Here is an 18386-nt window from a genome sequence, read left to right as displayed (position 1 = left end):
AGCCGCGCCCGCTTGCGGCGCAGCTCTTTTTGGCGCACCGTCTCGCACCTTGCGTGCGGCACACTGGTCCACAGTCTCACAGTCTTCTTCCTGCTGAGTTCCGCACGGTTTCCGGCGTGGTTTCCCGCAGCGGCGCGCCCTGCTTATAGCCGTGCGCGCCGGGCTTGCAGCACGCTCGCCAGGCGCCTGAGCGGCCACCCCGGTTGCGGCGCGGCAACGCGCATTGCGGTGCGCAGGGGCCTGGCGGTTACACTCGATACGTTGCACATCTTTTAAGCGTTGATCTCTGGCATGCACACGGTAGTCCCTGGCTGGTTCGGCTTATCCGCCATCTGGTTCGTCCCTCTGATCTGGCGTCTCGTGAAGTCGGTGCTGCCTGGCGGCGCGGGCTTGCACGGGCCTGGCACGATCCGGCTTTGGCTCGGCTTTGTCTGCGTGTTGCTGGCAAGCTGCGCGCTCGAAGCCACGCTCCTGAACATCGACGGCTTCGATGCGCTCGGGCATGCGCTCGCGGGCGGGCTCGGCAAGCTGATCGGGCGTATCGCCGCGCCGCTCGCGATGGCGGCGCTGCTGTTCGTGAGCCTGCCCTGGCTCATCGATTTCCGCTGGCGCGACTTCTTCGCCTGGGCCGACGTCTCGCTCGGCCTCGGGCTCAACATCCGTCCGTCGAACAAAGAAGACGACGATGAACGCCGCAGCCGCCGCGCGTCCAGACAGGACGCCGCGCAGCCGCACGGCGCGGCGCGCTCGGGCTCGGGCTCGGGCTCGGGCTCGCATGGCATGAGCGGCCTGGGCGGCCTCGGCAAGCTGGCTAGCGGCCTTGGCAGCGGCCTGGGGCTCGGGGGCAGGACGGCTTCGGGCGCGAGGCCGGCGCAGGGCATCGGTGCCAGCAGCGCAAGCGGCACGCCTGGTGCAGGCGGCTTTGCCGAACCGCTCGATGGAGCACGCCGCAAACGTCCAACCGTATGGCGTCCGCAGATGCCGGGCAAACGCGCGGCGAGCGCCGCCGGCGTGGCAAGTGCGGCGGCGGGCGCGACGGCTCGGGACGCGGATGGCGCATTCGCGGTGAATGGCGGGACGCGTAGCAGCGCCTCGCCGTGGCGTACAGAACCGGATTTCGCGTCGCCGGAGCCAAGCCCCGCCGCCGCATGGGCGCGCTCCGAACCGACCGCCCCGGCTGGCTGGCTACGCGAGGGTCAACCGATCGATGCGCGCCGCAGCCCGGCAGCGGGCGCGAACGGTGCACCGTCCACTACCCCACCAGCCGGCTTTCCCCCCGACTCGCGCCGCCAGGCATTGGCCGACATCGGCGGCGCACCGTTCGGCGGGGCTCCGGCAGGTGGCGCGGCGCTTGCCGGCTCAGCCGGCAGCACGACGACGCGGCGCGCGGCCCCGATCCCCCCGGCTGCCCCCATTGCCGCCCCGCTCTCCTCCGCGATGTCGCCGCCGATTTCACCCATGAGCGCGCCGGGCATGCGCCAGGCGGCAGCCGCCGCCACACTCGCATCGACGACTGCGGTCACGCCGCGCGGCTTGTCCGCGCCGCGCGATCCGCTGGTTTCGCCGTTTGCGCAACCGGCCCCGGCACGCCGTAGCGCGCCGCCGCCCGTCGCGGGCAGCACCGCCGCGCGCGCAGCGGCCGCAGCCGCGCCACAAGCACGCCAGCAGAAACCGCAGCGTCCGTTCGTCTGGCCGGCCAAGGGCGCATCCAACCCGGCACAGCGCGCGCCCGACTCGTCATTCAGCACCCGGTTCGGTGCGCCCGCAACGACGCCGCTCGCGGGCACCGCCACGCCGGCCTACTCCCGCCCAGCGCAGGGCACGGCATCCGCGCCGCAAGCGCCCCTCTCGACCGGCGTGCTCGAAACGCTGCGCTCGATCGAGGAAAACGCCGCGCGCTGGACGACGCTCGCGGGCGCGAGCCTCGCGCGCCGCAACACGATCGACCAGGCTACAACGCAAACGGAATTGCGCGCGAACGCCGATACCGCCGCTGACCTGCCGGCCAGCGACGCGAGCCTCGCCACGGCAGCGCACGCGGCATCGCCGCTTGTCGAATCGCAGATCGCTCCGCTGCCCGAAGCGGCAGCGCTCGATAGCGCGGCTCCCGCAGATGCGGCGAACGAACCGCCTCCGCTGGCTTGCGCAGCGCCTCTGGCGCATGCGCCGGCCGAACTCGCCCAAACGCCCGCGAGCGTGCGCCGCGACGCGTCGCCGGCTCCCGCGCAACCGGAACAAACCGCTGAATCCGGCCTGGCGTCCGCTGCATCGACCGCCGCGATGCCGTCGGTCACCCCCTCCGCTGCCGAATCGATCGCGCCGTGGACTGACGCCGACGATGCCCCGAACCCGCGCCACCCGAGCGCCCTCCCCGCGTTCCTCATCGATGCGCAAGAGGAAGACGTGCTGCCAGAGCCTGCAGCGCCCGCTGCAACCGCAACGCCGCCCGCACAGCCGCTCGCAACTTCGCCCGTCCACTGGCCGACCTTCGACAACGGCATGCCGTGGGTCATGCTCGACGACGAACCGGAAGCCTCCGAACCAGCCGACGCAGCGCCTGACCAGGCCGCTTCGGCGCCCGAGCCCACGGCTCGAGCCGCGAGCCTTGCGCCGTCGGAGAACGTTGCCCAGACCCGCGCCGCGCTGCCGCCTGCCACGCCGCTCCCGCATCACGATGCCGTCGACGTGACGAGCGAGCCGCCGCAGCCTGAAGCAACGCTGGACGTAACGCCCGATGTACCGGAACCGCAAAGCGCCGAAAACGTCGTCCAATTCCCGCGCGTTGCGACGGTAGCGCTGCACGCCGTGCCGTCCACGCCGGCAAGCCATGACGCGATCGCAGAGACATCGCCTGTGAACGCCGTGCAACCGGACGACACGCGAGCCGGCCACGACGCCTCGCTGCCCGCGCACCAGGCCCGCGCTTTTGCACCGGCACCCGCCGTTGAAGTGCCTTCGTTTCTGGCTCGGGTGCCCGATACTGCATCCAGCACGATGCCCGACGCAACGCCGGGCGCCATGGCCACGACGCCCATTGCGCCGGCGAGTTTCGCGCCCTGCTCGCCCGTGGCGGCCCGTGCTCTGCCCACGCCGGCCCCGTTCGCTGCCGCGCCTGCCACGCCCGCGGAACCCAAGCCCGAGGCCCCTGCGCAGCCCGCAATCACCGCGACGCCGCCATTTGCATCGATCGGCTCCGCAAGCGCGCCCGCCGTCGCCGCGATTCAGGCATCAGCGGCAGCGCCGTTCGTTGCCCCGGCAGTCGAAGCCACGCAGCAAACCGCCGCGCATGAGGCCCCTGCGCCACTGTCGCCCGCCCCGGTTGCAACAGGCGGCTACGCCAGCATGACACCGCCGTGGGCGCAGGCAACCGCAACCCCGCTCGACCACGGCAAAGGCGCGCCCGCTATACCGCCCGCCACACCGCCCGAGGTCCAGCCCGAGGTCCAGCCCGAGGTCCAGCCCGAAGTTCAGCCCGAAGTTCAGCCCGAAGTTCAGCCCGAAGTTCAGCCCGACGTCCAGCAAGCCCCCGCGCCGCGCCAGCCCGTGCGCGGCCACGCGCCGACCTCGTTCGAGTTCCAGCCGCTCAGCGCATCGGCGGTCGAGTTGCCCGGCATCGAACTGCTCGAGCGCGCCTCGTCCGAAATCGAGCCCGTCTCCGAGCAAAAGCTCGCCGAAACGAGCCAGCTGATCGAGCAGCGCCTGCAGGAATTCAAGGTGCCCGTGACCGTAGTGGGCGCGTCGGCGGGCCCGGTCATCACGCGCTTCGAAGTCGAGCCCGCGCTCGGCGTGCGCGGCAGCCAGATCGTCGGCCTCATGAAGGATCTTTCGCGCGGTCTCGGCCTCACGTCGATCCGCGTGGTCGAGACCATCCCCGGCAAGACCTGCATGGGGCTCGAACTGCCCAACGCGCGCCGCCAGATGATCCGCCTCTCGGAGATTCTCGAATCGGCGCCGTACCACCGCTCGCAGTCGAAGCTCACGATCGCGATGGGCAAGGACATCGTCGGCCACCCGATCGTCACCGACCTCGCCAAGGCGCCGCACATGCTCGTCGCGGGCACGACCGGCTCGGGCAAGTCGGTGGCGATCAACGCGATGATCCTCTCGCTGCTCTACAAGGCCACGCCCGAAGACGTGCGGCTCATAATGATCGACCCGAAGATGCTGGAACTTTCGGTGTACGAAGGCATTCCGCATCTGCTCGCGCCCGTGGTCACCGACATGAAGCTCGCCGCCAACGCGCTGAACTGGTGCGTGGGCGAGATGGAGAAGCGCTACCGGCTGATGTCGGCGGTGGGCGTGCGCAATCTCGCGGGCTTCAACCAGAAGATTCGCGACGCCGAAGCGCACGAGAAGAAGATCGGCAATCCGTTCTCGCTCACGCCCGAGGCGCCCGAGCCGCTCTCGCCGCTGCCGATGATCGTGGTGGTGATCGACGAGCTCGCCGACCTCATGATGGTCGCGGGCAAGAAGATCGAAGAGCTGATCGCGCGTCTCGCCCAAAAGGCGCGCGCTGCGGGCATTCATCTGATCCTCGCGACGCAGCGCCCTTCCGTGGACGTCATCACCGGTCTCATCAAGGCGAACATTCCGACGCGCGTGGCGTTCCAGGTCTCGTCGAAGATCGACTCGCGCACGATTCTCGACCAGATGGGTGCCGAGTCGCTGCTCGGCCAGGGCGACATGCTGTTCCTGCCGCCGGGCACGGGCTACCCGCAGCGCGTGCACGGCGCGTTCGTCGCCGACGAGGAAGTGCACGCCGTGGTCGAGTATCTGAAGCAGTTCGGCGAGCCCGAGTATGTCGAAGGCATCCTCGACGGCCCCGCCAGCGAAGGCGCGCCGCAGGATCTGATCGGCGAATCGCCCGATGCGGAAGCCGATCCGCTCTACGACGAAGCGGTCGCATTCGTCGTGCGCACGCGGCGCGCGTCGATTTCCTCGGTGCAGCGGCAGTTGCGCATCGGCTACAACCGCGCCGCGCGCCTCGTCGAGCAGATGGAAGCGGCGGGCCTCGTCTCGCCGATGGGCATCAACGGCAGCCGCGAAGTGCTCGTTCCAGGAGGCCAGGCCGAGTAAGCCTCGCGATGCGTGCCGTGAGACACGAACGCCTGAACGCAAAGCGCCGCGCCGGATCGATCCTGCGCGGCGCTTTGCTTTTTACGGCGCGACGAACTTGAAGTCGACGGGCGAGCCGATGTCGATGCGCTTCGGATTCGGCTCGAGCAGGCCCGTTTCCTGATTGCGGCGGAACACCCAGGCCGTGTCGCTGTTCTGATTGCCGACGATGAGCCACTGGCCGCTCGGATCGATCGCGAACTCGCGCGGCGCCTTGCCGAGGCTCGATTGACGGCCCACGCGCCTGAGCTTGCCGGTGTGCGCGTCGACGGCGAAGATCGTAATGTCGTTGGCGTCGCCGCGATTCGAGACGTACAGGAACTTGCCGTCCGGCGACAGATGCAGCGCCGCCGCACCCACCGCGCCCTTGAAAGCCGGCTCCGTCAGCTTTTCGACCTGTTCGAGCGTCAGGCGACCGTCGTGGTAAGCGAACACGCTCACCGTGGCGGCCAGTTCACTCGTGAGGTAGGCGAAGCGTCCGTCGTTGCCGAAGACGAGGTGGCGCGGTCCCGTGCCGGCCTTCACGTCGGTGTAGCGCCACTCGGTCGGGCTCACGAGACCGCGGCTGCCGTCCGGCGTGTAGCGGTAGGTCCAGAGCTTGTCGGTGCCGAGATCCTGGGTGAAGAGATAGCGCCCGTCCGGCGAGAACACCGTGGAATGCACGTGCGCGCTGTCCTGACGCCCTTTCACCGGACCGCTGCCCTCGTGATGCACGGTGAGCACCGAGGCCCCGAGCTTGCCGTCCTGCTCAATGGGCAGCACCGCGAAACTGCCGCCGGGGTCCGCCGCCACCGAATAGTTGGCGACGAGGAGATAGCGCCCATCGGGTGAAAGGCTCAGATAGCATGGGTCGTTGCCTTGCGCGGACACCTTGTTGAGGAACGTAAGCTGGCCGCTCGCGGCGTCGAAGCCGAATGCGCTCACGTCGCCGCGCTGGGTCGCCGGGCCATTGTCGCCGGGCAGCTCGTTCACCGCGTAGACGAAGCGCTTGTCCTTGCTGACCACGAGATACGACGGATTCACCGTCTTCGCGACGCTCACCTGCCGGGCGTCACCGGTTTTCGAGTCGAAGCGATAGACGTAAAGCCCCTCGCTCTTGCCGCCGGTATAGGTGCCGACGATCAAGTCATACACGCCATTGGCTGCCGTATCGGCTGATGCGCCGCTGGTCTGAGCGAACGCCTGGGTGGCGGCGACTGAAGCCATGATGACGATACCCTTGATGATCTGATGAATGAGCGCGCGCCTTTTCGCGTGCGGCGCATGGTTACGATGGCGGCGATCGAGCCGGCGCGCGGGCACGGCGATTGCTGCGTCATGGACCTGAAACATGTCGACCTCCATTTTTCTTGTCGAAGCGCGAGCGCATCGGCGACGTGAGGATTCGCGGCCCAGTATAGGAGAGCTTGCGCCAGGCTGGCCGCTGGCCGCCAGGCCAGGCCCGCTCTGCCCAGGGAGGAACCAGTCAATGAACATCCATCTTGCGATCGGCCCGCTCGTCTCGCTCATCGCCGGCATTCTGATTCTCGTTGCGCCGCGCCTGCTCAATTACATCGTTGCCCTTTATCTCATCATCATCGGGCTGGTCGGGCTCTTCGGCACCGGCGGCCACTTCGGGCATTTTTGATGCAGGCGTGCATGGCATGCCGCAAAACGCGTTGCGCGAGTCCCCCCGCACCCACTAATCTTGTGCGTGCATCTGCCGTTTCCGCTCCAGGCGCAACGCTGTCAATCTGCTTACCATGCCCGCACTCATCGAAGACTATGCAATGATCGGCGACGGCCACACGGCCGCGCTCGTGTCCCGCGAGGGCTCCATCGACTGGCTCTGCTGGCCGCGCTTCGATTCCGGCGCGTGCTTCGCGGCGCTGCTCGGCACCGAGAACAACGGCCGCTGGCTGATCGCGCCGGTCCCGCCGGCCGACGGCTCCCAGGCCACGATCAAAACCACGCGCCGTTACCGCGGCGAGACGCTGATTCTCGAAACCGATTTCGAAACGCCCGAGGGCGCCGTCACGCTCATCGATTTCATGCCGCCCGGCAATGGCTGGAGCGAACTCGTGCGGCTCGTGGTGGGCCGGCGCGGCACCGTGCGCATGCACTGCGAACTCGTGCTGCGCTTCGACTACGGTTTTTCGGTGCCCTGGGTGAGCCGCCTCGCTTACGAGAGCGGCATCAAGGCGACGGTCGGCCCCGACACCGTCGTGCTGCGCACGCCCGTCGACCTGCAAGGCGAGAACATGCGCACCGTCGCCGAATTCGATGTGAGCGAAGGCGAGCGCTTGCCGTTCTCGATGGCCTACGCGGCTTCGCATCTGCGCCTGCCGCCGCCGCGCGACCCCTTCACGGCGCTCGCGCGCACCGAGAACTTCTGGGAGGAATGGTCGGCGCGCAGCACCGTCGAAGGCCGCTGGGCCGAGCCGATCCGCCGCTCGCTCATCACCCTCAAGGCGCTCGCGTTCGAGCCCACCGGCGGCATCGTCGCCGCGCCCACCACCTCGCTGCCCGAGCAGCTGGGCGGCACGCGCAACTGGGACTACCGCTACTGCTGGCTGCGCGACGCCACCATCACGCTGCTCGCGATGATGCGCGGCGGCTACTACGACGAAGCGCGCGCCTGGCGCGCATGGCTCGGCCGCGTGATGGCGGGCTCGCCCTCGCAGTTGCAGATCATGTACGGCATTGCCGGCGAGCGCCGCCTGCCCGAGTTCGAGCTCGACTGGCTGCCCGGCTACGAAGGCGCGAAGCCGGTGCGCGTGGGCAACAACGCGGTCGGGCAGTTGCAGCTCGACGTTTATGGCGAAGTCATGAACGCGCTGCACCTCGCGCGCGTGGGCGGCCTGCAGGCCGACGAAACCGCGTGGTCGATCCAGTGCACGATGCTCGAGCACCTCGAAAAAGTCTGGACCGAGCCCGATGAAGGCATCTGGGAAACCCGCGGCGGGCGTCAGCACTTCACGTTCTCGAAGGTCATGGCGTGGGTGGCGTTCGACCGCTGCATCCGCTCGGCCGAGAAGTTCGAGCTGCCCGGCCCGCTCGATCACTGGCGCACGCTGCGCGACACCATTCACGCGACCATCTGCGAGCGCAGCTTCAATCCCTCGCTCAATTCGTTCACGCAGATCTACGGCGGCACCGACCTCGACGCGAGCCTGCTGCTGATGCCGCTGGTGGGCTTTTTGCCTGCCTCGGACCCGCGCATCGCGGGCACGGTCGCGGCCATCGAGCGCGACCTGATGGTGGAAGGTTTCGTGATGCGCTACCGCACCACCGACTTCAACGACGGCCTGCCGCCCGGCGAGGGTACCTTCCTCGCCTGCAGCTTCTGGATGGTGGACAACCTCGCGCTCCAGGGCCGCGTAGACGACGCGCGCAAGATGTACGAGCGTCTGCTTGCGCTCGCCAACGACGTAGGACTGCTCGCCGAGGAGTACGACCCGGCGGCGGGCCGGCTTGTGGGGAATTTTCCACAAGCGTTTTCTCATGTGGCCCTCGTTCATACGGGGCTGAATTTGATGCGCCACGAGCAGGACATGGCCCGGGCGACCGGGCATCCGGCCGTTGCCGGGGATCCGCCGATCGATCCGGATCTCGCGACGGCGGCAAACGAGGCATCGTAAAAGTACGAAATCGATGCCAAACAGGTGCGCAAGCGCACGAAAACCCCCATGCGCCTGCGCCAAGTGCGCTACACTCGGGAATTGGGTTGCTGCATTGCACAACGATCCGGAAGCCGCCAGGCACGGGAGGTCCGATCCTGGCGCCGGGATCCGCATCTGCTTGCGGCAAACCGTACGCCGCGCCGTTCAGGCGGCAGGCTGCAAAGCCGATAAACAGGCTAACCGACCAACTACAGGCCGCGTTCCGTGCTGCGCGGGCGCGAACCGTCCCCGATGCTGGAGCACCCATGCTCTACCAAATCCGTGAATTTCAACGCGCCCTGCTGAGCCCGCTTACCGCGTGGGCGCAGGCCGCCTCCAAGTCGTTCTCGAATCCGGCGAGCCCGTTCTCGCTTGTGCCGGGCGCCACCCGCCTCGCGGCGGGCTACGAGCTGCTCTACCGCCTCGGCAAGGACTACGAGAAGCCCGAATTCGACATCCGCCAGATCGAGAAAGACGGCTTCAACATTCCGATCGTCGAGCAAACCATCATCGAAAAGCCGTTCTGCCGGCTGCTTCGCTTCAAGCGCTTCGCCGACGATACGACCGCCGTCGCGGCGCTCAAGGACGAGCCCGCAGTGCTCGTGTGCGCGCCGCTCTCGGGCCACCACTCGACGCTCCTGCGCGACACCGTGCGCACGCTGCTGCAGGACCACAAGGTCTACATCACCGACTGGATCGACGCGCGCATGGTCCCGCTCGAAGCCGGCCCGTTCCATCTGGACGACTACATCGCCTACATCCAGGAATTCATCCGCCATATCGGCGCGAGGAACCTGCACGTGCTTTCGGTGTGCCAGCCCACGGTGCCGGTGCTCGCGGCCATCTCGCTGATGGCGAGCCGCGGCGAGGCCACCCCGCTCACCATGACGATGATGGGCGGCCCGATCGACGCGCGCCGCAGCCCCACGACGGTCAACTCGCTCGCCACCGAGCACTCGATGGAATGGTTCGCGAACAACGTGATTCACACGGTGCCCGCCAACTACCCGGGCGAAGGGCGCGCGGTCTACCCGGGCTTCCTGCAGCATGCAGGCTTCGTCGCGATGAATCCGGGCCGCCACACCACCGCGCACTGGGACTTCTACAAGAGCCTGCTGCGCGGCGACGAAGAGGATGCCGAAGCACATCGCCGTTTCTATGACGAATACAACGCGGTGCTCGACATGGCCGCCGAGTACTACCTCGAAACCATCCGCACGGTGTTCCAGGAGTTCAGCCTCGCCGAAGGCACGTGGGACGTCGCGGGCGAGCGCGTGAAGCCGCAGGACATTCGCGAGACCGCGCTCTTCACGATCGAAGGCGAACTCGACGACATCTCGGGCTCGGGCCAGACGCACGCCGCGCACGACCTGTGCACGGGCATCGCGGAGGAGCACAAGCATCGCCTGACGGCGGAAAAGTGCGGCCACTACGGCATCTTCTCGGGCCGCCGCTGGCGCACCATCATCTATCCGCAATTGCGCGACTTCATCCGCGGTCACCAGCGCGCGAAGAAGACCGCCAAGGAAAGCGCCGTGGCGTGAGTCGCCTGAGAAGGCGCACGCGCAGCACGCAACGCCCAACCCCGCGCCTGGTTCGCACCGGGCGCGGGGTTTTTCATTTGCGCATCAAGAACGCAAGCAGCATCTCGGTGTTGAGCTGGATGATCTCGGCGCGCTCGGCGGCGGTGCTGAAGTCGCGCCCGAGCGTGGCGTTGAGCGTGTAGCGGTTGGACACGATGTAGTAGCCCATGCCCGAGAGCGTCACGTAAAGACGCAGCGGATCGACGTTCGCGCGAAACAGCCCCGCGGCCTCGCCACGCGCGAGGATCGCGCCGAGCGTCGCGATGATCGGCGAGATCATCTCGTGAATGCGCGTGGACTTCTGCATGTAGCGCGCCTCGTGGAGGTTCTCGTTGTTTATGAGCCGCAGAAGGTCGGGATGGTCGCGGTAGTAATCCCACACGAAATGCGCGAGCCGCGTGATCGCCTCGACGGGTGCGAGCCCGGCCAGATCGAGCGCGCGTTCGGCCTCGTTCAGCGCGCCGAATGCATGCTCCAGCACGGCAGTGAACAACTGCTCCTTGCTGCCGAAGTAGTAGTACAGCATGCGCTCGTTGGTTTCCGCGCGGCGCGCGATCTGGTCGACGCGGGCGCCGAACAGGCCGCCATTCGCAAACTCTTCCGCTGCGGCAAGCAGGATGCGGCGGCGCGTGCCTTCAGGATCTCTTTTGATTTTCGTCTGATTCATGGTGGCAGGATCGCTCGATAGGCGCGGCTTTCCACGTTGCGCTGCCGGGCCTCTCCAAACCCATCGTGCGGCAGCGTGCATGGAGCGCGCCGGGTTAATGAACCTACACCCTTCGCTTCTCGATTTTTCTTGGTTTGCAGTCGTCTTGCCCCCTCGCCCGACGCTGCAGATGTGACGCCGTCCTGCGGACTCGATCCAATGCCATGCGCCGATGATGCAAGCGCTGCGAGAACATTCGAATTAAGCGCTTTGATTATGGCACATGGCCCGCCGATGGCAATGCGGGAAATCGGCGATAATGCGGGCTTTGGCGCGGGGCGAGCAGCCCCTGGGCGTGCAAGCCCCAGGCGTGCGCTCGCGCAGCCACGCCGCCGCCGGCCAAGCAATCGCAACCGTGAACGATTCCAAGACACTCGCAGATCTCATCGAAGATCTGCTGCCCCAGACGCAATGCACCAAGTGCGGCTACGACGGCTGCCGGCCCTATGCCGAAGCCGTCGCCGCCGGCGCCGCGAGCTACAACCAGTGCCCGCCCGGCGGCGCCGAGGGCGTCGCGCGCCTCGCGAAGCTGCTCGGCAAGCCGGTCATTCCGATCAACCCCGTGAACGGCGTCGAGCGGCCGCGCCCGGTGGCCTTCATCGACGAGCAACTGTGCATCGGCTGCACGCTGTGCATGCAGGCATGCCCGGTCGATGCGATCGTCGGCGCGCCCAAGCAGATGCACACCATCGTCAAGGATCAATGCACGGGCTGCGACCTGTGCGTCGCGCCCTGCCCCGTGGACTGCATCGCGATGATTCCGGTAACCGGCGACGCAACGGGCTGGGACGCGTGGACCCAGCAACAAGCCGATGCAGCACGCGTGCGCCACGACCGCCGCCAGGCCCGGCTCGCCGCCGAGCGTCATGCCGCGGAAGCGCGCGCTGCCGCGCGGCGCGCAGCGGTGGCGCCCGCCGGAGCTGCTTCCGATGCGTCCGATGCGTCCGGCGCTTCGGCCGCGTCAGCCTCGCCGGCTGCGGCCTCGCCCGCCGACGACGCCGAAGCAAAGAAAAAAGCCATCATCCAGGCCGCGCTCGAACGCGCGCGGCGCAAGAAACTGGAGCTCGCCGAACGCGGCGTCGGCCCGCGCAACACCGAGCACGTGAGCGCCGATGTGCAGGCGCAAATCGACGCCGCCGAGGCCCGCCGCCGGCGTCTCGGCATCGCCGCCGACGCGGGCTCGGCCGACAGCAAGGCCGAGGGCGCAGCCACGCCCGAACAGCCCGCGCCGGACGCCGATCAGAACGACAAGCCCGCATGAACGCCACCAAGCGCCGCGCCATCTACGAGACGCTCCAGAGCATCAACCCAAACCCGACGACCGAGCTGGAGTTCACGACGCCTTTCGAACTCCTGATCGCCGTGATGCTCTCGGCGCAGGCCACCGACGTTTCGGTGAACAAGGCCATGCGCAAGATGTTTCCGGTGGCCAACACGCCGCAGGCGGTGCTCGCGCTGGGCGAGGAAGGCGTCGCCGATTACATCAAGACGATCGGCCTCTATCGCACCAAGGCGAAGAACGTCATCGCCACCTGCAAGATCCTGATCGAGCAGCACGGCGGCGAGGTTCCGCAAACGCGCGAAGCGCTCGAAGCGCTGCCGGGCGTCGGGCGCAAGACCGCGAACGTGGTGCTCAACACGGCGTTCGGCCATCCGACCATCGCCGTGGACACGCATATCTTCCGCGTCGCCAACCGCACCGGCCTCGCGCCCGGCAAGGACGTCAAGGCCGTGGAAACCGCCCTGGAGAAGTTCACGCCGGCCGAGTTCCGTCAGGACGCCCATCACTGGCTGATCCTGCACGGCCGCTACGTGTGCAAGGCGCGCCGCCCGGAGTGCTGGCATTGCGTGATCGAGCCGCTGTGCGAGTTCAAGCCGAAGACGCCGCCCCCCGAACTCTGACGAACCGGCCCGGCGTAAAATCGAGGCCTGAGCCACCGCATCACATGGAATCAGGCTCCGACCACCCCGCCCTCACCACTGCACGATCCAGCACCCGATGTTCAATCCCAGCCGCGACGAAGTCCGCCATTTTTTCACCGAGACCTGGCGCAAGCAGCGCGCGGGCGAGATTCTCACGCCGCTCGAGGCGATGGCCGCCGACTGGATCGTCGAGCATCCCGAGTACCACGCGCAACTCGCCGATGCCCAAGCCGCCTCCGCGCAGGACTATTCACCCGAGCGCGGGCAGAGCAATCCCTTTTTGCATCTGTCGATGCATCTCGCGATCAGCGAGCAGCTTTCGATCGATCAGCCGCCGGGCATCCGCGCGGCCCACGACCGGCTTGCGGCGCGCATGGGCTCGACCCACGACGCGCAGCACGCCATCATGGAATGTCTCGGCGAGACGATCTGGGAAGCGCAGCGCACCAACACGCCGCCCGACACCGACGCTTACCTCGCGCGCATCGAGCGGCGCGCCTCGCGCGACTGAGTCCGGGCCGCCGCCGGCGAGCGGGCCGAAAGCGCGCAGGCCCATGCAAAAACACCCCGTGCGAGAAAGCGCCTGAAGCGCGTCTCGCACGGGGTGTTTTTGCATGAATCGCAAGCGCATCGCGCACAAACGCCATGCATGCCGCATGGCGCATGCCGGATTGCGCTTACTTCTTCTCGACCAGATCGCCCTTGAGCGATTCAACGTAAGCAGCCAGATCCTTCAGGTCACGCTCGGAGAGGCTCTGCACCTGCGCCTGCATGATCGGATTGCTGCGGCCGAAATTCGCGTTGCCGTTGCCCATCTGATATTGGCGCAGCGCCCAAAAGATGTAGTCGGCATGCTGGCCCGCGAGCTTCGGGTAATCGGGGCTCACCGGTTTGTTCAGGTTCACGCCGTGGCAGGCCGCACAGTTGTGGCTGTCGGCGAGCACCTTGCCGTTGGAGGCATCGGCGGCCTGCGCCGATTGCACGCCGAACGCAAGCGTGAGGGCGGCCGCCGAGGCGGCCTTCAGAAGCGACGCGCGCGCAGCCGTATAGGGCTTGTTCATGAATTCTCCTGTGTCGGCCAGAGTTGGCGCTTTAGCGCCTTGCTCTGGTCCCATTGCGCTAGAGCGCCCGTGCCGGTTACTTCTCGGGATTGTTTTTCGTGGCGGCCGTCTGCGACGAGTAATAAGCCGCGATATCGGCGATGTCCTGCTCGGACAGCGACGCCGCGATCGCGTGCATGGTCCCGAAGTGGCGATCACCCTTCTTGTAGCCGTGCAGCGCGCTAGCGATGTACTGCGCGTTCTGGCCGCCCAGGATCGGCACGTGATAGACCTCGGGATAAGCGGTGCGGTAGTCGGGAATACCATGACAGCCGATACACATCGCAACCTTACCCTGCCCTGCCTTCGCGTCGCCCACGACATCCGCGTGGGCCGAGGCCGCGAAGCCCGCCAGCACTGTCAATGCGCCAAACATGACGTGCTTGCTGACAATTTTTTTCATAGCATCCAACCTGGCTTGAGGGGATTCGAACGCCCGAACCGCAGGCCACGGCCTGCGACGCATGACTGCTGTTTTACTTTTGGGTCGCCGTGCAGGCCGAAAAAAATCGGTCCGAGTATACCGCGACGCCCCGCCGCACGTCCACCGGGCTGCCGCCCGGGCAAGGCCCGCTGACGCCCGCCGGACGGGGCTCGGGCGTGAGTGAAATATTCGCGAGCGGCCTGGCGCGTGACGTGCGGGTCATCCCTGATGCGTCTCGCGCACTGCTTGCGAGCCGCAAACGAGTGGCGCAAAGGTCCACATCGCGGGCGGACCCAACGATACGCGAGCCCCTCCCGGCCCAACACCCCTTCTGACTTATACTGAGATTTTTTTAGCGAGCGGTTCATCATGCGCGCCACGCGTTTCGAAGGCTCTTCGCAGTACGTCGCCACCGACGATCTCAAGCTCGCGGTCAATGCCGCGATCACCCTCAAACGGCCGCTGCTCATCAAGGGCGAGCCCGGCACGGGCAAGACCATGCTCGCCGAGGAAGTGGCCGCCGCGCTCGACATGCCGCTCATGCAGTGGCACATCAAGTCCACCACGAAGGCGCAACAGGGCCTCTACGAGTACGACGCGGTCTCGCGCCTGCGCGACTCGCAGCTCGGCGACGAGCGCGTGAAAGATATCGGCAACTACATCGTGAAGGGCGTGCTGTGGCAGGCGTTCGAGTCGGAGCAGCAAAGCGTGCTGCTAATCGACGAGGTCGACAAGGCCGACATCGAGTTCCCCAACGACTTGCTGCGCGAACTCGACCGCATGGAGTTCTACGTGTACGAAACGCGCGAGCTCGTGAGAGCGAAGCAGCGCCCGCTCGTCATCATCACGTCGAACAACGAGAAGGAGCTGCCCGACGCGTTCCTGCGCCGCTGCTTTTTCCACTACATCAGCTTCCCCGACCCGGCCACGATGCAGCGCATCGTCGAGGTGCACTACCCCGGCATTCGCAAGGATCTGCTCAGCGCGGCCATGGAAAGCTTCTTCGAGCTGCGCAACGTCGCGGGCCTGAAGAAGAAGCCATCGACTTCCGAGCTGCTCGACTGGCTCAAGCTGCTGCTCGCCGAAGACATTCCGCCCGACGCGCTGCGCGCGGTGGACGGTTCGAAGTCGATGCCGCCGCTCGCCGGCGCGCTGCTCAAGAACGAGCAGGACATGACGCTCTTCGAGCGGCTCATCTACATGAACCGTCATAACCGCTGACCACGCGCCAAGCGCGGAGCAAGCTCGCAAGGCCGGAGAACCTGCATGCTGATCGACTTCTTTTACACGCTGCGCGACGCGAAGCTGCCGGTCTCCGTGAAGGAGTACCTCACGCTCGTCGAAGCGCTCAAGGAACGCGTGATCGCGCCTTCGCTCGACGACTTCTACTACCTCGCGCGCATGACGCTCGTGAAGGACGAGCAGTACTTCGACCGCTTCGACCAGGCCTTCGGCGCGTACTTTCGCGGCATCGAGAAAAAATCGGAGCTGGCCTTCGAGATTCCCGAAGACTGGCTCAAGAAGCGGCTCGAACGCGACTTCACGCCTGAGCAGCGCGCGCAGATCGAGGCGATGGGCGGGCTCGACAAGCTCATGGAGCGCCTCAAGGAGCTCTTCGAGGAACAGAAGGAGAGCCACGAAGGCGGCAGCAAGTGGATCGGCACGGGCGGCACCTCGCCGTTCGGCAACGGCGGCTATAACCCCGAGGGCATCCGCATCGGTGGCGAAGGCGGCCAGCGCAGCGCCGTGAAAGTGTGGGACGCGCGCGCCTACCGCGACTACGATGACCAGGTCGAGATAGGCACGCGCAACATCAAGGTCGCGCTGCGGCGCCTGCGCCGCTTCGCGCGCGAAGGCGCCGCTGAGGAACTCGATCTCGCGGGCACGATCCGCAGCACGGCGGCCAACGCGGGCTGGCTCGACCTCAAGATGGTCCCGGAGCGCCACAACAACGTGAAGGTGCTGATGCTGCTCGACGTGGGCGGCTCGATGGACGATCACATCAAGCGCACCGAAGAGCTTTTCTCGGCGGCGAAGGCCGAATTCAAGCACCTCGAGTTCTACTACTTCCACAACTGCGTCTACGACTACCTGTGGAAGAACAACCGCCGGCGCCACGCCGAGCGCACGCCCACCTGGGATCTGCTGCACAAGTTCACGCCCGACTACAAGCTGATCTTCGTCGGCGACGCCACCATGAGCCCCTATGAAGTGCTGCAGCCGGGCGGCTCGGTCGAGTACAACAACCCCGAGGCCGGCGCCGTGTGGCTGCGGCGTCTCGCCGACCAGTTCCCGCATTTCGCGTGGCTCAATCCCGAGCCCGAGCGGCTATGGGAGTATCGCCAGTCGGTGTCGATCATCCGCGAGATACTCGGGCATCGCATGTATCCGCTCACCGTCGCCGGGCTCGAAACCGCCATGCGCGTGCTGAGCAAATAGCCGCGCGGCCCGCCTGCATCGAAGCGCCGCGCCGCGCACTCGCGGCCAGACCGTTGCGCACACAACCATAAAACAAGGAGATTTCCAGCATGACCGCGCCTTCGTCCCCGGACCTGCCATCGACATTCCGGCCCGGACCGCTGCGCCCCTTCGCCGACACCTCGGTTGCCACGATCGTCGCGGGCTTCGTCGCGATGATGACCGGCTACACCAGCTCGCTCGTGCTGATGTTCCAGGCCGGCCAGGCCGCGCACCTCTCGCCCGAGCAGATCTCCTCGTGGATCTGGTCGCTCTCGATCGGCATGGGCGTGACCACCATCGCGCTGTCGCTCTGGTACCGCGCCCCCACCGTCATTGCCTGGTCGACGCCGGGCGCGGCGCTGCTGATCAGCTCGCTGCCGCACGTGCCCTATGCCGAGGCGATCGGCGCGTATATCGTGTGCGCGCTACTGCTCACGGCCGTGGGCGTGACCGGCTGGTTCGACGCGCTCATGAAACGCGTGCCCGCCGGCATTGCGGCGGCGCTGCTCGCGGGCATCCTGTTCGAGATCGGCATCGAGATTTTCCACGCCGCGCAGGTGCAAACGCCGCTCGTGCTCACGATGTTCTTCGCTTACCTGCTGATGAAGCGCTGGGTCGCGCGCTACGCGATCGTCGGCACGCTCGTGGTGGGCGTCGCGGCCGCCGCCGCGCTCGGGCTGCTCGACTTCAGCCACTTCCATGTGGCGCTCGCGAAGCCCGTGTTCACCATGCCCGCATTCTCGGCGTCGGCGATCGTGAGCATCGGCATTCCGCTCTTCGTCGTGGCGATGGCCTCGCAGAACGTGCCCGGCATCGCCGTGATACGCGCCGACGGCTACAACACGCCGTCCTCGCCGCTCATCGCCACGACCGGCATCGCCTCGCTCGTGCTCGCCCCGTTCGGCTCGCACGGCATCAATCTCGCGGCCATCACCGCGGCGATCTGCACCGGCCCGCATGCCCACGAAGACCGCACCAAGCGTTATATGGCGGCTGTCTGGTGCGGCTTCTTCTATCTGATCGCGGGTGTCTTCGGTGCGACGATCGCAGCGCTGTTCGCGGCGTTTCCGCCCGCGCTGGTGGTCTCCATCGCGGCGCTCGCGCTGTTCGGCTCGATCATGAGCGGACTCACCAACGCGATGCAGAACCCACACGAGCGCGAAGCGGCGCTCGTGACTTTCATGGTGACCGCTTCGGGGCTCACGCTGCTCTCGATCGGCGCGGCGTTCTGGGGGCTCGTGGCAGGCGTGATCACCCAGGTGATCCTGAACGCGCGGCGGGCGTGAAGGGGCCTGAGGGTGCCTGAGGGCGCGTGAGGGTGGCCGAAGCTCGCGTAATCGCATCGCCACCCGATCCGCCATAAAATGATGAGGTAAGCCGTGCCTTCCGGCACGGCATCGTGTGCCGCCCTTCGCGCCCGGCGCCACGCCAACA

The 18386-nt window shown here is 67.0% G+C and carries 14 protein-coding genes; 10 read left to right on the top strand and 4 right to left on the bottom strand.

The genetic code is table 11. The features are described 5' to 3' along the window. Window positions 1-291: 291 nt before the first annotated feature. The gene (locus tag P5W98_RS04670; RefSeq protein WP_434718394.1) at window positions 292-5076 is read left to right on the top strand and encodes a DNA translocase FtsK; all 4785 of its coding nucleotides are present in this window, start codon (window positions 292-294) and stop codon (window positions 5074-5076) included. 81 nt (window positions 5077-5157) lie between these two features. On the opposite strand, the gene P5W98_RS04665 is transcribed toward P5W98_RS04670, so the two are convergent. After that, window positions 5158-6447: a lactonase family protein gene (locus tag P5W98_RS04665; protein WP_434718393.1), complete on the bottom strand. Its 1290-nt coding sequence runs from the start codon at window positions 6445-6447 to the stop codon at window positions 5158-5160. Between the two features lie 136 nt (window positions 6448-6583). On the opposite strand from P5W98_RS04665, the gene P5W98_RS04660 reads away from it, so the two are divergent. The 3 genes from P5W98_RS04660 (at window position 6584) to P5W98_RS04650 (ending at window position 10300) form a co-directional block, all read left to right on the top strand. Further along, complete coding sequence (locus P5W98_RS04660; RefSeq protein WP_421023493.1) at window positions 6584-6742, top strand: DUF3096 domain-containing protein; 159 nt, start codon at window positions 6584-6586, stop codon at window positions 6740-6742. Window positions 6743-6857: 115 nt separating this feature from the next. Further along, complete coding sequence (locus tag P5W98_RS04655) at window positions 6858-8735, top strand: glycoside hydrolase family 15 protein (protein ID WP_434718392.1); 1878 nt, start codon at window positions 6858-6860, stop codon at window positions 8733-8735. Between the two features lie 287 nt (window positions 8736-9022). Continuing rightward, window positions 9023-10300, top strand: coding sequence for a polyhydroxyalkanoate depolymerase (locus P5W98_RS04650; RefSeq protein ID WP_434718391.1), 1278 nt, complete (start codon window positions 9023-9025; stop codon window positions 10298-10300). Window positions 10301-10373: 73 nt separating this feature from the next. Here P5W98_RS04650 and P5W98_RS04645 read toward each other — a convergent pair whose 3' ends face one another. Then, on the bottom strand, window positions 10374-11006 hold the full coding sequence (locus P5W98_RS04645; RefSeq protein ID WP_421044144.1) for a TetR/AcrR family transcriptional regulator: 633 nt from the start codon (window positions 11004-11006) through the stop codon (window positions 10374-10376). A 394-nt stretch (window positions 11007-11400) separates the two neighbouring features. On the opposite strand from P5W98_RS04645, the gene rsxB reads away from it, so the two are divergent. The 3 genes from rsxB (at window position 11401) to P5W98_RS04630 (ending at window position 13479) form a co-directional block, all read left to right on the top strand. After that, on the top strand, window positions 11401-12306 hold the full coding sequence (gene rsxB / locus P5W98_RS04640) for an electron transport complex subunit RsxB (protein ID WP_434718390.1): 906 nt from the start codon (window positions 11401-11403) through the stop codon (window positions 12304-12306). Then, a complete protein-coding gene (gene nth, locus P5W98_RS04635; protein ID WP_421044146.1) occupies window positions 12303-12947 on the top strand; it encodes an endonuclease III in 645 nt (214 codons plus the stop codon). The genes rsxB and nth overlap by 4 nt, the downstream gene beginning before the upstream one ends. A gap of 97 nt (window positions 12948-13044) precedes the next feature. Continuing rightward, window positions 13045-13479: a DUF1841 family protein gene (locus P5W98_RS04630; RefSeq protein WP_421023487.1), complete on the top strand. Its 435-nt coding sequence runs from the start codon at window positions 13045-13047 to the stop codon at window positions 13477-13479. 166 nt (window positions 13480-13645) lie between these two features. On the opposite strand, the gene P5W98_RS04625 is transcribed toward P5W98_RS04630, so the two are convergent. Both P5W98_RS04625 and P5W98_RS04620 read right to left on the bottom strand, forming a co-directional pair. After that, window positions 13646-14029 (bottom strand): c-type cytochrome, encoded by a 384-nt coding sequence (locus P5W98_RS04625; RefSeq protein ID WP_421023486.1) that lies wholly within the window; start codon window positions 14027-14029, stop codon window positions 13646-13648. Between the two features lie 76 nt (window positions 14030-14105). Beyond that, a complete protein-coding gene (locus P5W98_RS04620; protein ID WP_213296775.1) occupies window positions 14106-14471 on the bottom strand; it encodes a c-type cytochrome in 366 nt (121 codons plus the stop codon). A 390-nt stretch (window positions 14472-14861) separates the two neighbouring features. On the opposite strand from P5W98_RS04620, the gene P5W98_RS04615 reads away from it, so the two are divergent. From P5W98_RS04615 to P5W98_RS04605, 3 genes are all read left to right on the top strand, one after another. After that, window positions 14862-15713 (top strand): AAA family ATPase, encoded by an 852-nt coding sequence (locus P5W98_RS04615; protein WP_421079184.1) that lies wholly within the window; start codon window positions 14862-14864, stop codon window positions 15711-15713. 45 nt (window positions 15714-15758) lie between these two features. Continuing rightward, complete coding sequence (locus P5W98_RS04610; RefSeq protein WP_434718389.1) at window positions 15759-16931, top strand: vWA domain-containing protein; 1173 nt, start codon at window positions 15759-15761, stop codon at window positions 16929-16931. Between the two features lie 89 nt (window positions 16932-17020). Then, window positions 17021-18238 carry a benzoate/H(+) symporter BenE family transporter gene (locus P5W98_RS04605; protein WP_421079183.1) on the top strand — a complete coding sequence of 406 codons (1218 nt, stop codon included), beginning with the start codon at window positions 17021-17023 and terminating at the stop codon, window positions 18236-18238. Window positions 18239-18386: the final 148 nt, after the last annotated feature.

Origin of the sequence: Paraburkholderia sp. A1BS-2L, from assembly GCF_051125205.1 — a bacterium.
In the GTDB taxonomy this organism is placed as follows: Bacteria; Pseudomonadota; Gammaproteobacteria; order Burkholderiales; family Burkholderiaceae; genus Paraburkholderia.
This window is presented reverse-complemented; position numbering and strand designations above follow the sequence as displayed.